The 17015-nt window shown below is 50.5% G+C and carries 9 protein-coding genes; all 9 read left to right on the forward strand.

Annotation, left to right across the window (positions count from 1 at the left end; all coding sequences use genetic code 11):
* Positions 1-121 precede the first annotated feature (121 nt).
* On the forward strand, positions 122-1399 hold the full coding sequence (locus BN1189_RS09570; RefSeq protein WP_040227698.1) for a nucleotide sugar dehydrogenase: 1278 nt from the start codon (positions 122-124) through the stop codon (positions 1397-1399).
* A gap of 26 nt (positions 1400-1425) precedes the next feature.
* Positions 1426-2166 (forward strand): WecB/TagA/CpsF family glycosyltransferase, encoded by a 741-nt coding sequence (locus BN1189_RS09575; RefSeq protein WP_040227699.1) that lies wholly within the window; start codon positions 1426-1428, stop codon positions 2164-2166.
* Entirely contained in the window at positions 2159-3688 is a 1530-nt protein-coding gene (murJ, locus tag BN1189_RS09580; RefSeq protein ID WP_040227701.1) for a murein biosynthesis integral membrane protein MurJ, read from the forward strand. The genes BN1189_RS09575 and murJ overlap by 8 nt, the downstream gene beginning before the upstream one ends.
* Positions 3689-3701: 13 nt before the next feature.
* Entirely contained in the window at positions 3702-4994 is a 1293-nt protein-coding gene (locus BN1189_RS09585) for a membrane protein (protein WP_040227703.1), read from the forward strand.
* 460 nt (positions 4995-5454) lie between these two features.
* A complete protein-coding gene (locus BN1189_RS09590) occupies positions 5455-9336 on the forward strand; it encodes an S-layer homology domain-containing protein (protein WP_040227706.1) in 3882 nt (1293 codons plus the stop codon).
* A 1330-nt stretch (positions 9337-10666) separates the two neighbouring features.
* Positions 10667-11254: a transposase family protein gene (locus tag BN1189_RS09595; RefSeq protein ID WP_179860939.1), complete on the forward strand. Its 588-nt coding sequence runs from the start codon at positions 10667-10669 to the stop codon at positions 11252-11254.
* A gap of 13 nt (positions 11255-11267) precedes the next feature.
* The gene (locus tag BN1189_RS16825; protein WP_082194219.1) at positions 11268-11423 is read left to right on the forward strand and encodes a transposase; all 156 of its coding nucleotides are present in this window, start codon (positions 11268-11270) and stop codon (positions 11421-11423) included.
* 531 nt (positions 11424-11954) lie between these two features.
* Positions 11955-14627: an S-layer homology domain-containing protein gene (locus BN1189_RS09605; protein WP_040227708.1), complete on the forward strand. Its 2673-nt coding sequence runs from the start codon at positions 11955-11957 to the stop codon at positions 14625-14627.
* A gap of 172 nt (positions 14628-14799) precedes the next feature.
* Complete coding sequence (locus BN1189_RS09610; protein WP_143242297.1) at positions 14800-17013, forward strand: lamin tail domain-containing protein; 2214 nt, start codon at positions 14800-14802, stop codon at positions 17011-17013.
* The last annotated feature ends 2 nt before the right edge of the window (positions 17014-17015 follow it).

A 17015-nucleotide genomic window follows, 5' to 3' on the forward strand; every position in this document is an offset into this window, starting at 1 on the left:
TGAATAGGAAGTCACGCCACTCCGGAACGTTCGCTTGCCGGATATGCTATAATGGGAAAATTGATTTACAACCATGAAATTTAAACTTGCAATCCTTGCATCAGGAAAGGAAGACCATCTCATGACGAAGAAACTTTGTGTCGTCGGCCTCGGATACATCGGACTCCCGACTGCGGTCATGTTCGCCAACCACGGCGTTCCTGTCCACGGCGTCGATGTGAACGAGCGCGCGGTGAATATGATCCGAAACAAACAGCTTCACATCGAGGAGAACGGCCTGCAGGAGCGGCTCGACCAGGCGATCGACAGCGGCATGCTGTCGGTTTCGACAGAGCCGATCGAAGCGGACGTCTTCATCGTCGCCGTCCCGTCCCCGATCCGGGAAGACCGGACCGCGGACCTGGAATATGTCCGCAAGGCGACGGCGTCGATCGTGCCGTACCTGAAGAAAGGCAACCTCGTCATCCTCGAATCTACGGTGCCGCCGAAGACGGTGGAGCACATCATGCTGCCGGAGCTTGAAAAGACCGGCCTCCAGATCGGGGAGGAGCTGTTCGTCGCGCACTCGCCGGAGCGGGTCATCCCGGGCCGGATCTTCGAGGAACTCGAACAAAATGGCCGCATCATCGGCGGCATCAACGACAAATCCGCCGAGATGACGAAAGAGCTGTACGAAGCATTCGTCAAAGGCCCGATCGAACTCACCGACGCGACGACCGCAGAACTCGTCAAAGTCATGGAAAACACTTACCGCGACGTCAACATCGCGTTTGCGAATGAAATGGCGAAGATCGGCGAGCATCTTGACGTGAACATCTGGGATGCGATCCGGTTCGCCAATTTCCACCCGCGCGTGAACATCCACCAGCCGGGACCGGGCGTCGGCGGCCACTGCATCGCGGTCGACCCGTGGTTCCTCGTCGAACTCGCGCCGGAGCAGTCGAACATCATCCACCTGTCCCGGAAAACGAACGACGGCATGCCGGCATTCGTCGCGGACCGCGTCATGCAGTTCGTCGGCGACACCGACCGGAAAATCGCCGTCCTCGGCCTGTCGTTCAAAGCGGACGTCGACGACATGCGTCAGAGCCCGTCGATCGACGTCATCCGCAGCCTCGAGGAAAAGGGCTTCACCGTCTCGAGCTACGACCCTCATGTCAATGAAGGCAGCCACCCGACGCAAGTCGCCACGGCCGAAGAGGCGGCAGACGGGGCATCGATGATCCTCGTGCTGACGAACCACCAGGAGTTCATGAAACTCAATCCGGACGAAATCGCCGGCCGCATGGCAGAGCGGATCGTCTACGACACGAAAAACTGCCTGGATCTCGCGGCGTGGAAGGCCGCGGGCTTCAAGACCTACCTCCTCGGGGATCATAAAGAAAATACGAACGAGTAATCGTCTCAACATACGGGTGAATCCAAATGAAAGAACATTTTTTCGGAGTACAGGTGAATACAGAGCGGTTCGATGAAATGCTCGACCAGATTTTCGCCCGCATGAAGAACGGGGACAAGTCGTTCATCGTCGCCATCAACCCCGAAAAGCTGATGAAGGCGAAGAGGGACCCCGAACTCCACGACATCCTGAATACGGCGGACTTCCAGATTCCGGACGGCGTCGGCGTGCTGATCGCCTCCCGGATGATGAAAGGGAACATCCGCGACCGGATCACGGGCGTCGACATGATGGAGCAGCTGTGCAGCCGCGCCGCCAAGACGGGCGACGGCGTCTTCCTCTACGGGGCGAAGCCGGGCGTCGCCGCGCAGGCGGCGTCGAATCTGCAGGCGAAATTCCCGGGTCTCCAAGTCGCCGGCACGCTTGACGGCTATGTGAAGGACGAGCGGGAGATCATCGACACGATCAACCAATCGGGCGCGCAGATCCTGTTCGTCGCGCTCGGATCGCCGACCCAGGAGAACTTCATCATCGCGAACAAGGACAAGCTCGTCCCGTCCGTGTTCCAGGGAGTCGGCGGATCGTTCGACGTGTTCTCGGGCAACATCAAGCGGGCACCGGCCCTCTTCAGGAAAGCGGGCCTCGAATGGCTGTACCGCCTCCTGAAAGAACCTGCCCGGTGGAGGAGGCAACTCGAGCTGCCGAAGTTTCTCATCGCGGTCCTCACCGGAAAACGGCAAGGCAAAGGCGGCGGCGCCCATGAGTAAAATGAAGCTCGCGTCGATCCTGTTCCTGTTCTCGACATTCGTCCTGAAATTCTCGAGCATGATCCGCGACCTCGTCATCGCCGGTCTGTTCGGCGACTCGTATGAAGCGGACGCCTACCTCGCCGCGATGACGATCCCGAACGCATTCGTCCTGTTCCTCCTGACCGGCATGAAGGACGCCTTCCTGCCGAGCTATTATAAATTTCACGCGATCGGCAGGGGAGAGGAGCACCTGACGAACATCGTCAAAGGGACTTTTTGGCTCACGCTCGGCGTCTCGGTGCTCGGGGTGCTCTTGTCCGCGCCGATCGTCCGGCTGTTTTATCCGAACTTCGGCGAATTCGAACACGGCTTCGCGATCGCCGGCTGGACGGCAGCGATCTACTTCGCCTCGCTCATGATGGTCGGCGTCAACGCCGTGTTCGAAGGCTATTTCGACGCGAAACGGAAATTCTCGTTCAGCGTGTTCTCTCAGACGAGCGTCGTCATCATGACGATCGTGTTCGCGCTGCTGTTCCATAAACAGATCGGCATCATCGCCGTCCCGCTCGGCTACTTCGTCGGGACGATCGTGAGCCTTCTCCTGAAGGTCGCCTACCGGACGCCGAAGAAGTTCATCAACTGGGGGCAGAAGCTCGACCGCGAGGAAGTGGCCGCGTTCTACCATATCTTCTGGCCGGTCGGACTCACGATCGCCGTCGGGCAGATCAACCTCATGGTGAACACGTTCTTCGCGGCGGACCTCGGGGAAGGGGTCGTCTCGAACCTGAACTATGCGTTCCGGCTCGTCAACATTCCGCAGGCGATATTCGGCGTCACGATCGCCACGATCGCCTTCCCGATCATCGCCGAAGCCCACACGAGAAAAAACCAGGCCCAGTTCAAGCGCGGACTCGAGAAAGGGTATCTGTACCTGCTCGTGTTCCTCACGCCGATGCTCGCCGGCATGTGGTACCTCATGCATGAACTCGTCGGGACGATCTACGAGCGCGGCGCCTTCACGGCAAGCGCCACCGACCTGACGTCGTCGTACGCGGTGCTTTACATCGGTTCGGCGTTCTTCTACAGCATCCAGGCGGTCACCGCCAAAGGATTCTATACGCTCGAAAAAGGGCATTACATGATGCGCATCGGGTTGATTTCGATCATCCTGAATATCGTTTCGAACTGGATATTCGCGATGTTCTATGGCGCCCAGGGGATCGCGCTTTCCGCATCCATCGTCGCGCTTCTGTACTGTGCCATCACCTTCACGACTCTCTGGAAGGAAGTCGGCGGCATGGACGGCAAATACCTGTTCCGCAACTCCGCTCAGATTGTCGTCGGCGTCCTCGTCATGATGGCCTTCCTGTTCGGGTTCGACCGGCTCGTGCCCGGCGCGGAAGACTGGCACCGGATCGTCCGGCTCGTCGTCCTTGGACTGACGGGTGCTGTCGTCTACTTTGCCGTCATGTTCGTGTTCCGCAACGAGTTCGTGAAAGAGATGCTTGCAAAAGGAGGAACGCCATCATCGAAAAGATGATGAACCACTCATTATGAAAACAACGCTTAAAAACGGCGTCGACGGGCTCGGCCGGATCGGCGCGTTCTCACCCTACTTCTTTTTGCCGTTCGTGCTCGTGCTGTACTTCATCGTCAGTGAGTTCGATTTCCATCGGTTCTCCTATTTCAATATTTCTGTTTCGGTCTGGCCGGCCGTCCTCCTGTCGCTTGTCGCCTACTACATCGGCGTCTGGGCAGCTGACCGGGGCAGATGGGTGTTCCCGGCGTTCGGGCTCGGTTCACTCAGAGGCAAGACGGTCTGGTTCATCTGGATCCTGACGATGATCGGCGCAATCGCGTACGCCGGGATGCTCGCGACCGGGCAGATCGGCCTCACCGACGAATCGGTCCGCCGGAACCTCGACCCGAAACTGAACCTGCTCAGCCAGCTGCTCTGGTTCGGCGTCGTCCTGCTCCTGGCGATCAAAATCTTCAAGGAAGAAAACCTGACGAAACGGAAGGCGTTCAATTACGGTGCCATCTATTTCGTAGCGATGGTCCTGTTCCTTCTGATGGGATACCGAACGCCGATTGCGGTCATGCTGTTCACCGGCGTCATCATTTTCCACTTCATCATCAAACGCATCCGGCTGTCCTGGCTGTTCGGCGGCATGGCCGTCATCGCCCTGTTCTTCTCGATCTTCGGATTCATCCGGTTCTCGACGGAAGATCCGAACGAAGTGTTCAACAGCCGCGAACAGCCGGACGTTGAGCTCTCCGACCGACAAGAGCAGAAGCTCAAGACCGACCAGCAGATCATGAATGAAACACCCGAATGGGTCCGATCGCTAAACGGTGAAATGGTCAACGGACACATCGTCCTGTCGAAGATCATCGAATACACCAAAGATGAAGGCTATCTGAAAGGGCAGCTCATTTCCGGCGCGTTCGGCAGCATCCTGCCGGGGGATCAAGTATTCCCTCGGGTGAAAGTGACTGAAGTCGTCAACTCGCTCAGCGTGGAAGACGGACGCTACATCACGAGGCCGAACCGGACGACGACGCCGACTTACATCGGCCAGCTTTTCCTCGACGGCGGCTATCCGCTCGTCTTCGTTGGATTCTTCGCTTTCGGTGCGATCATTTCGATGCTGTACAACCAGATGAAACGCGAAGGCGTCCGCAGCTATCAGACAGTCGCCTACGCTTTCGTCACGACCATCTTCACCGTCTCCCTGCACACCGGACTCCTGGACATCATTTTCTTCCTCATGATCGGCTTCGTCATCCTGACCGCCGCCATCGAATTGGACCGGACTAAAAAGAAAAGCTTGAAAACTTTATAAGCAACGGTTATCCTTAAAGGGCACATAGAATAGTTCCTCGTTACTTTATATTTCGGGTCATAAGAGAACGGGCCGGCATCATACGATGATGTCGGCCCGTTTTCTGTTGGTCGGAATAGAGCGGGGGAGGGATGCCAGACTGATAAGGTCAGATGAGTCATACAAGCCAGACCGCGATACGAAGGACACGGAGATCATTAGGTGAAAAAGAAAATCCACCCAACTCCATGTGTCAATCGTCCTTAATTCATTTTTTGGAACTGTGCCATTCGCCTATTGTGATAAAATTCCGCTTTTTATTGCAAAAAACGCGTAATCGTATTGAAATGTGCAGGAAATGCGTTGACATGTATCTGTAATACTCTATAATAAGCAATGAACGTCCTATTAGACTCGTATTCTATGTGCGTCTGTAGGACGGGGCAATCATCTTTTCCAACTATAAGGAGGAACATATTCTATGGCAATGAAGACCAAGTCTTATAGCAAGTTCATGACTGGCGCCGTAACAGCTGCAATGGTCGCATCCGCAGTAGCACCAGTAGCAGCGGCAGGACAAGATCAGGACGTAGCAGCAGATGCAAGCTCTTCGTTCACAGACATCTCGCCTAACAGCTCCCACTTCCTCAACGTACAAGAAGCTCGCGAACTCGGCTTCCTTTCCGGTTACGATGACGGAACATTCAAGCCGAACAAGATCCTCAACCGCGGCGACGTTGCGAAAATGCTCGGAAAGTACGTTGTTGCGACAAGCGGCAAGACTCTCTCCGAATATGTACGTGACAACAAAATCGATGATGTTAAAAACTTCAAGGACGTTCCAAACAACGCCCCTGACAAAGAACTCGTAACTTACTCGAAGATCGTCAAGCACGCAGGAATCTTCGAAGGCTCCGACAACAACCTCATGGCAACAAAAGAAATGAACCGCGACCAGATCGCAGTCGTTCTCGTCCGTGCGTTTGACCTGAAAGACAAAGCAGGCGACACGAAAGTAATCGACGGCGCAGGTTCCGCATATGAGAAAGAAATCGAAATCCTTCTTGAAAACGGCGTATCCGACGCCAACCCTTACCGTCCATTCAGCAAAACGAGCCGTGCACAGTTTGCATCGTTCCTCGTACGCGCTTACAAAGTTTCCATGGGCTGGGCTCCAGACAAGCCACTTCCTGAAGAACCAGGCGATGGCAATGGCGATGGCGACGGAAACGAAAAGCCGGATCCGGAACAGCCGGGCGTTGACTTCGAAGGCGATATTAGTATCGAAGCTTCGAAAGCCAACCTTCTCGCAGATGGCAAAGATACAGCAGAGATCACATTCTCTATCCTTGGAAAAGACGGAAAAGTAGATACGAACGCAGACGATATCGTCCTCGAGCTCGACACTACTCACGGTACATTTGCCTCCAAGCGCGTAGCAGTTCAGAACGGTGTTGCAAAAGCAACTCTGACATCTGAGCAGAGCAACAAAGATGTTGAAGTTCTGGTTACTGCAAAAGTAGCTGAAGCAGGTGCAGGCTATAAAGAAATGATCGGTAAGAAAGCATCTTACGGAAATATTAACTTTGTTGCCTATAACCAAAATGTTGAAACTCTTAACCTCACTGGTGCAGAGTCCAATCAGACTGACCGAGTGACGCTTCACTTTGACCGTCCTGTAAAGCTTGAAGACTTTGTCATTACTAGCCCGGTTACTGGAGACATCAACTATCAATACCTTATGGATGATGGCTCTTGGAGTGCGCCGACACCAGAAGTTGATCCAAATGTAGACCCATCTGAAGTTCGTCACGCACTTAAGCCAGGCGCAATTGAAATCGAAAACATTCGGGATGGAGCAGGTGGTTCCCGTTACAATGACTTTGGCATCCTTGGTCTGAAGCCTATCGAGGGGGATCCGAATTCGATTGAGGTTATCCTTGAAAACGATACAATTCTTCAAGATAATAGCCATGTATTCGTTACTACACTCTTCACATCGGATTCCGGTAAGATTTCCAACTCCCGAACAGAATTTATTGTAACAGATGCTCGTACGCCTGAAGTTACAAAAGTAACTAACGAAGGTCTCAATAAGGTCCAAGTTAAATTCTCCGAATCGATCAGACCTGACACTGGCTCTTTCCGGATCGACGGCACATATCATGTTAACGCTGATACCGACGCAGAGATTGAGTACGGTGAGTTCGATGTATTCACTCTGACAGACAACAGAGATCTTGTAACAATTACACTGGGTGAGAACTATTTCACAACACCTACACCTCCGGGATACTTTACTCCTGGCCAACATAAGATCCAGGTGGCTGATGCACGCGACTTCGCTGGCAACAAAGTTACTACACAAGATTTCAAGTTCACGGTTGATGCAAACACGACCCAGCCAACCGCTAAAGTTGAAGTTGCATCTCCAGAACAGTATCACGTAACGTTTGAAACAGATGTTGACGGAGCAGAGGTTGGAGACTTCCAGTTCCAAGTATATGATGAGACGACAAAAACGTGGAAACCGGTAACATACTCTCAAAACCTTACAGGCGAGGAAATCGTAAAAAATGGACCTGTTACTGCCGGCGACGAAGTTCAACTAATTGTTTCACGCCTTGGCAAAAACAAGTATGCATTTGAACTTCCAGCTGACTGGACACAAATTTACAACACAAACGTAACAAACGATAACTATTACAATCACAAGTACCGTGTTGTATATGCAAAAGATGCGCTTAAAAACCTTGCAAATGGCGTGACAAACGCTGAAGCAATTGAAATCGGCCTCAATTATGCTGGTTCTCCTCTAAATGAACTGGACACAGAGAGCCCTAAGATTACAGATGTTGTTCAGCACTCCACATCCTCTAAGTTTACTGTTAAAACAGATGAGCCAGTTAAACTTGCAGGAGAAGACAATGCTGGAGATACCCTTAGCCAAGAACAAGAGTCTACGAATGCCGGCACTCTTCCACAAGTTAAAGGGAAAATTGTTGCTACAGCAACTGACGGCAAGAAATTCGAAGTAGACGCTGAAATTCTGGGTTACACGCCTAAAAATAATTACGATAACAGCTTTGACATTCAAGCTGCTCACGTAACACTGGACAAGGATGTAACATCGAATCGTGTTCCACTGATTAAAGCAGGAACGTACACCCTTCAACAGCTTGTTGACTTCGGTTACTTTAACACTGACTTTAAATTGGTTGTCAGCCAATTGACTGATGATGTGGGCAATACTGCCGACACTGCTACATTTGACTTTAAGATGGCAGCGACTGTAGTCAACCCAGATCTTACTCCATTCTACATTGTTAATGCAGGTTATACCGATTCCAGATTCCCTGTAGAGATTGCTGTTACATTCTCCGAAGGAGTTTCCGCCGGTGTAACTGATGTAACAAAGTGGAACATTAACGGTAAAGATCTTCCAGTGGGCACAGAAATTAGAGCGGTAGATAATGATCAACTGCCTGGAAATGAAACTGTAATCATTTCTGTTAAAGACCCATCGGTCTTCATGTATGAAGATAACTTGTCGTTCGTTGGCGATGCGTTTGAATGGACAAACGTAATCACAGTCGACAGAGATATCGTTGCAGCTGACGGTTCGAAGTTGACAGGCCGCAATCAAGTCGTTGTAGGAACACCACCATTTCTTCAAAACGTCGCTCATACAATGGCCTTGATGCAGCGTGTTGCGGCACTCGATAGTGTATCGTTAGGCGATGAGGCCCTGGTTCAATCTGCTTGGGATTCCTTTGTTGCTCTGACAGCAGAGGAACAAGACTTCATCACTAAAGATTTAATCGGTGCGGTTGAGGATGCGGCAGATGCTATTGATGCACTGAAGGCAGCAGACCAAGCAGTGAAAGGGCTTTTCGATGACGCTGGTCAAATTCTTGATAGCACGGATCAGGCCGCAATTACTAACGCCCAAAACCTGACAACAGCAGCACGTGAAGCCGGCGGCAACACGGCAGGCCTTCAGGCTCAGCTTGACAAGGCAAAAGCACAGCTTAAAGCACGAGAAGATGCTACAAATGCAGAGAGAATAGCAGCAGAAGCAGCTGCTAAAACTGCAATTGAAACTGCAGCTCCATTCTTGGCGGACGTAGATTTTGATTTCGCAAACGCTACGAACGAAGAGCTTGTAGCTTTGAAAGAAGCCTTGGATAATGCAGGAGCAATTGACCTTGGCTCACTTGAGGCAGATATTCAAGCTTCTGTAGGTGAAGGTAACCCAATTACCGCAGAAGCAGTTGCCGGTTTCTTCGAAGCCAACTCTGGCGATATTCCAGCAGCACTTCAACCGGTAGCAGATGCATTTGTAAACGTTGTGCGCCCATAATTATCTAGTGTAGGGTTTCGCTATTAGGTATTAAATGAAATGTATTTTCCAATATCCTGTGGTTGAACAACATAGTACTCTATGTTGTTCGAACCGCAGGATATTTTTATTTTGGCTCTACAATATTTGTTGGGGTACAGGTACACATCCCCTTAATAAAAAAGGCACGCAACCTTCCAATTCTCTATAAGTGTAGGGTTTCGCTATTAGGTATTAAATGAAATGTATTTTCCAATATCCTGTGGTTGAACAACATAGTACTCTATGTTGTTCGAACCGCAGGATATTTTTATTTTGGCTCTACAATATTTGTTGGGGTACAGGTACACATCCCCTTAATAAAAAAGGCACGCAACCTTCCAATTCTCTATAAGTGTAGGGTTTCGCTATTAGGTATTAAATGAAATGTATTTTCCAATATCCTGTGGTTGAACAACATAGTACTCTATGTTGTTCGAACCGCAGGATATTTTTATTTTGGCTCTACAATATTTGTTGGGGTACAGGTACACATCCCCTTAATAAAAAAGGCACGCAACCTTCCAATTCTCTATAAGTGTAGGGTTTCGCTATTAGGTATTAAATGAAATGTATTTTCCAATATCCTGTGGTTGAACAACATAGTACTCTATGTTGTTCGAACCGCAGGATATTTTTATTTTGGCTCTACAATATTTGTTGGGGTACAGGTACACATCCCCTTAATAAAAAAGGCACGCAACCTTCCAATTCTCTATAAGTGTAGGGTTTCGCTATTAGGTATTAAATGAAATGTATTTTCCAATATCCTGTGGTTGAACAACATAGTACTCTATGTTGTTCGAACCGCAGGATATTTTTATTTTGGCTCTACAATATTTGTTGGGGTACAGGTACACATCCCCTTAATAAAAAAGGCACGCAACCTTCCAATTCTCTATAAGTGTAGGGTTTCGCTATTAGGTATTAAATGAAATGTATTTTCCAATATCCTGTGGTTGAACAACATAGTACTCTATGTTGTTCGAACCGCAGGATATTTTTATTTTGGCTCTACAATATTTGTTGGGGTACAGGTACACATCCCCTTAATAAAAAAGGCACGCAACCTTCCAATTCTCTATAAGTGTAGGGTTTCGCTATTAGGTATTAAATGAAATGTATTTTCCAATATCCTGTGGTTGAACAACATAGTACTCTATGTTGTTCGAACCGCAGGATATTTTTATTTTGGCTCTACAATATTTGTTGGGGTACAGGTACACATCCCCTTAATAAAAAAGGCACGCAACCTTCCAATTCTCTATACTTGAATTGACGAGAAACAAGCAGAGAATGGAGTTGCATGCCAATGAATTCTATCATGTATTTGCCTGGCTTGAAAGAGGTTATCATCACTGGAATGGAAGAACAGGAGGACCGGCTGGTCCTTCATGCAGAACTGGAAGACCGAATCCATACTTGCCCTTCCTGTGGTTCGAAGACCCGTAAGGTCCATGATTATCGTGTGCGTAAAGCGGGTCATCTGAAGCTCTTTGAGCGCTTAACTACCATCTTTTATCGACAGCGGCGTTCCGCTTGTCAAAAATGCCGAAAATGCTTCAGTGAAAGAAATCCGATCGTGGGCAGGTATCAACGTTTTGCGAAAGAATGGCATCAGGCCTTGTCCCTACTTTGCGTAAAAGCGAAGACATTTAAGGAAATGGCCGTTTCTTTTGAGCCTCCGCTACCACTGTTACACATCGTTTTGATGACTTGGCAGAGAAAGCAGTGTCACCACCCGGAAAACTTCCTAAAGCTATTGCCATTGACGAATACAAAGGGGACACGTCTGCCGGAAATATCAGGTGATCATTGCGAACGCAGCCACCCGGCAGCCAATAGATGTCTTGCCTGTCCGAAAGGTCGAAACTGTCAAGACCTGCCTGCAATAACATGAAGGCGCCGTTGAGGTGATCGTTATGGACATGAGTTATACGTTCAAGAGTGCAGTTAAGAAGGCGCTCGGCAATCCGGTCATCGTTATGGATCGGTTCCACTTCGTGCGTTACGTCCATTGGGCATTAGAACGAATTCGTGTACGTGTTCAGAAAGAGTTCAGCGATTAAGACCGCAAGCATTGCAAGAGGATTCGCCATGTATTCCATAAGCAGTCGGATCAGCTGACCGAGAAATAGAAGTGGTACCTGGACCGATACCTAAATATGCATCCAAACCTTCGAAAGCGGATGCGCTTAAGGAAGCGTTTAAGACGTGGTTGAATGATGCCAAGACTTCGGGGCTGGATGGAATGGCGAAAAGAAAAAGGATCTCGCTGTTCTTCTGCTCCTCTGGGTCCCTTGTTAGGCAAGATGCGATATCAAACAAGTCATTTGCGCTTACCTAATTCTATAGTCTTTCCTTCTCTGACTTCATCCATTTAAGGAATGTACGCACGGATGGCGTCTTCCTATTGTTTACATCCAGCTATTGGAAATATGTTGGTGCTATATTTGAATTGCTATCGTAATCATTTAAACGTAAAATAGTATTCTGAGACTATAACTCTCGTGTTTTCAATGCGATAGACAGGGTATTAGTCTAGGGGAGGACATATATTATGATCTCCCCGATTATTGTATTCTTAGGAGGATGTAGATTTGAGAACCAAGACATACAAGAAGTTTGCGACAGCGACAGCAACCACTGCTTTGATGGCGAGTGCAATCGTACCGGTAGCGGCAGCTGCTCCTGCTACACAAGATGCCCAAGACGTAGCTGTTAATTCCTATACAGACGTACCTGTTACCAGCTCGCACTACAAGAACATTATTCGTGCCCGCGAACTTGGCATCATGACGGGTTATGATGACGGAACATTTAAGCCGAACAAGCAGCTCAACCGCGGTGATGTGACAAAGGCGCTGGGCAAGTTTGTTGTGGCGCGCAGCGGAAAGTCTCTGGATGAGTATGTTGCAGACAATAACATTGCTTCTGTCCCTAACTTTGATGATGTCCCGAACGACTGGGTGGACAGCGAGCTTCTTACTTTCTCTAAGATCGTAAAAGAGGCAGGCATCTTTGAGGGATCGGACAACAAGCTGATGCCAACACGACTGATCAAACGTGACCAGATGGCAGAGGTACTGGTTCGTGCCTTCGATTTTGAAGATCAGCCTGGTAAACCGGATCTCGTAGGCGTTGAAGGCTCGGGCTATGCCAAGTCTATTGAGATTCTTTACGAAAATGGAATTACCGACCAACTGGACTTCCGTCCGCTCAGCCCGACGAGCCGCGCCCAGTTCGCATCGTTCCTTGTCCGTTCTTACGACGCCACGGTAGAACCTCCTACAGAAGAACCGGAAGAGCCGGCATTCGTAGTCAAGTCGGTTGAGGCTGTCAGCGCAACTGTTGATGCCAACACAGACAAGCAATTCGCCACATTCACAATCAACGATGGTGAAAAAGCGGATCTTGCGAAGCTTCAGGAAGAAGGCTATACGGTTGAGTTCCTCTCGACTGTTACGGGTCTCTTCGTAGATAAAGCAACGGGCGAGCTGGACGAAAGCAAAATGAAGGCAGGAGACGAAATCCGCTTTGAGGTTAACGTTTCCAAAGATGATAAAGTCCTCACTTCTAACAAGGCAACATTGAAAGTTGAAGACTTCGCATCGACCATTGCATCACTTGACAGCTATGAATTGAAGCTTGACAACGGCCAGGTTGTTGTCGGAGGCACTATCGTCCTTGATGAGAAGGCCTCTATTGCTAATGTACTGGGTACGACAAAAGCAGGAGAAAAGGAAAAGCAAATCCCTGCTGGTCAGTTGGTCTTTACCTCTTCGAACCCGCAAGTCGTACAAGTCAATGATAACGGCGAATTGACTACAGTGGCACCAGGTTCGGCGACCATCACCGTCAAACATGAAGGCTCCGGTGAAGAGCTTACTGTTCCGGTGAAAGTTAAATCCGAAGCCCGCGTTGCTGCAACAGCTAAAGCAAATGTAGATAAAATTGGCCTTCTCAGGGAACAGCAACGCACATTTGGATTCAGTGTAACTGACCAATATGGCATGCCGTTTGATGAAGGCGAGACGAATAAGATTACTGGAACCATGGATGTTAAAGATGCTGACGGCAAAACGACTATTGCCACAGTGACAGTGACCAAAGATGACAAAGCTGGACAATATGTGGCTGAAGTGGTTGCTAAAGACTTGAGCGAGACCGCAAGCGGCAATGTTGTGATCAAAGCCGGTGAGAAAGAACTTCTTAGCATTCCATTGACGGTTGGTACGGACATTGAAGCCGAATCGTATCGCTTGGAACTGGCTGATGGCTCACAAGATACAACACTTGATGTGAATCCGGTTGCCAAAGATGATAATTTGACTCTTGTCCTTAACCAGTACAATAAAGAGGGCCTCCTCATTGGAGCAACTGAGGATGTCGGCGATAAGTACTCGGTAAGCACAAACAACAATAATGTAACAGCAACAGTTGGAGATAAAGGAGTCATCACTGTTGAAACGAACGACAACACCAAAACAGGCACGACGGTGGTTTCCGTAAAAGAGGGCGAGCTGCTGGTCGATCAAATCACCATCACTGTGGTTAATACGACTCCTGCCATTAAATCCATCAAATTTGGTGCAGATGAAGTGACCACTGCTCCTGTAAAACTTTCGGATCTTTTGGATGCAGAAAACATCACCCTTTCTTCAAATGCTAACGTGGATATTGAATTAGTGAAAAACGTTCCTACTATCTATGCAGAAACATCCACGGAAGCCGACGGTTATCAAGCAGGTCAGGATATCCTGCTGGGTACTGTGGATATTGCGGCAACCACAGGCCTGGGCACTCTCACATTTGTAGAGGGTGGAGAAGATGATACGATTCTTCTGACAGGCTTCGAAGCTGGAGATAAAGGCAACTTTACTCTTCGCGTGCGCAAAGACAATCAAGTTCTTGGTACGCATATCGTAAATGTTAAAGATGTGAAGATGGATCAAGCCACAACTCTTCAAGAGTTCCAAGGCATGGTCAATAACAAGGAAGGCGTCACTGGCTTGGACTTCACAAAGGACGAGGATTTCAAGAAAGCTACTGTAGAGCAGATTCAAGCAGTTTCTATAGCTGTCCAGGAAGCAAAGCCTGCAGACTTGGCGATTCTTCCATCGAACGTAGCGGAACTTAAGGAATGGGTCCGTAGTGCGAATCTTGAAGCTGAAGAAGGCGAAGATGGTTTTGTTCCAGAAAACCACAAAGCGCTTGTAGAAGCTTTCCAGGCAATCTACGGAACGGCTGCCACTGAAACTGCATCAAACTGATCAAAAAAGACTTTAAAGACTGTGCAGAATCGAAATAATCGATTCCCTGCACAGTCTTTTTCTTTTTCTTTTAATAATCTATAAGTTTATATTGCCTTTAGACGGTTGTCTCGGCATGATAGAGATGTAAGGATCCGCTTTATCAAAACCTATTTAAAAAGGAGAATGATGAATGAAGTCACTTAAGTGGCGAAGATCAATCAACGGTCTGTTGTCTGCGGGCTTGGCGATCAGCCTGTTTCTGCCTGCCATCCCTGTGTTTGTGAAAGCGGTTTCAAAAACGCCGGACCTGCTGTTTTCCGAGTACGTTGAAGGCAGCGGCTTCAACAAGGCTGTTGAGCTGTTCAACGGCACCGGGAAGGCTGTCGATCTGTCGGCCTATACGCTGGAGCTGTACGCGAACGGCAATGCCACCACCCAGGGCAAGCTGCAGCTGTCCGGCACCTTGAAATCGGGTGAGACGCATGTGTTGGCGAACAATCAGTCGGTTGCGGAACTCCTGTCCAAAGCGGATGAGGTCAACGGCAGCGTCATCAACTTCAACGGCGATGATGCGCTCGTCCTCAGGAAGAACGGGGAAGTGGTGGATTCGTTCGGCCAGGTCGGCGTGCGGGCCAATTTCGGGACCGATGTGACGCTCGTCCGGAAGCCGTCTGTGACAGCCGGTGACACGGTGATTGATGATGCATTCGACCGGAGCGCGGAGTGGAATTCATTCCCGAAGGACGAATTCTCGAATCTTGGCTGGCATGAGATGGACGGGACCGGCGAGCCGGGTGAGCCGGAAGCTCCGGTCGAGTACTTGTCCATTGCGGAAGCCCGTGCGCTTCCACTCGGCGAAACGGTAACGATCAAAGGAGTTGTCGCGGGCAACCTGAAGAACACGATTTCCGTGCAGGACAGCACAGGCGGGATCGCGGTCCGTCCGACGACGCTCGGCCTGAAGGTCGGCGAGGAAGTGGTGCTCACCGGGAAGCTGGCGGATTACCGCGGGCTGCTTCAGCTTGACGGGGCGAAAGTTGAAAAGCGGATAGACGCCGAGGCACCGGCCGCCCAGGTGGTGACCGGAAGCGAGATCGGCGAGTCGTTCGAGTCCCGGCTCGTCACGGTCCAGAACGTTGAGCTGATTTCCAAAGAAGGCGGCAGCGGCTGGGCCAATTACGCGGCGGAAGACGGAACCGGAACATTCCTCGTCCGGGATGAGCAGGACCGGCTCGACCTAGCGGAGGGCATGAAGTACGAATCGATCACGGGCATCGTCCAGCAGTTTGACGCTGACTACCAGGTCATCCCGCGCGGACCGGAAGATGTGATCGTTGACTCATCGATCCTCCAGCCGGCGATTGCCAAGCCGGGGAGCGGGACATATGTCGGCACGCAGACGGTGACGCTTTCGACGACGACGAAGCACGCTGACATCCTTTACACGATCGACGGAACGGACCCGCGAGAAGGCGGCGTCGAATATACTGGCCCGATCTCGGTCAAGGAAGATACGGTCCTCCGGACGGTCGTCCGGAGTGCAGAAGGCGAGTTCGGCGACGTCATGGTGTATGACTATGTAGTCACCGATGCGCTCCGCATCCATGACATCCAAGGGGCCGATCACTTCAGCCCGTACGAAGGGCAGAACGTGGAAGGCGTCGAGGGGATTGTGACGTACCACTATGAGCTGAACGGCTCGCATTACTATCACATCCAGACGCCGGATGACGAAATCGACGATGATTCGAGGACTTCCGAAGCGATCACGCTCTATGCAGGGCGCAATGGATGGCCGGTTGAAATCGGTGATCTCGTGTCCGTCAAGGGCAAGGTGAGCGAGTATGCGATCGACGGCTACGGCGACCGGCAGGAGACGGATCTTCCGGTCACTCAGATCAACGTGCGCGATGACCAGGGCGGGGACGTCAAGATCCTCGAGCGGGGCGTCGAGCTGCCGCTTCCGATCGTCATCGATAAAAACAATCTCCCGACGGAGCATGTCGACAGCGATAATCTGACCGTGTTCAATCCGGACGTCGATGCGATTGACTTCTGGGAGAGCCTCGAAGGGATGCGCGTGTCGGTCGGCACCGTGCGTGCGGTCGGTCCGCAGGAGCACGGAGACATCGTGACGGTGCTTGAGAGCTGGCCGGCGGAGACGATCCACGGCGGCATCCTGTACAAGGAAGGCGACCAGAACCCGGAGCGCATCCAGTTCCGCCTTGAGCCGAACGGCGCCGCGCGTGATTTTGAAGTCGCAACGGGTGACAAGTTCGAAGGCACGATTACGGGGGTCGTCGGTTATTCGTTCCAGAACTATAAGATCTTTGCGTCCCTTGACGACATGCAGGAAGCCCATGTGAAGGGCGAGGCGCGTCCGGAGACGACGACGATAAGCTGACG

This window comes from Bhargavaea cecembensis, from assembly GCF_000826125.2.
Classification (GTDB): Bacteria; Bacillota; Bacilli; order Bacillales_A; family Planococcaceae; genus Bhargavaea; species Bhargavaea cecembensis_B.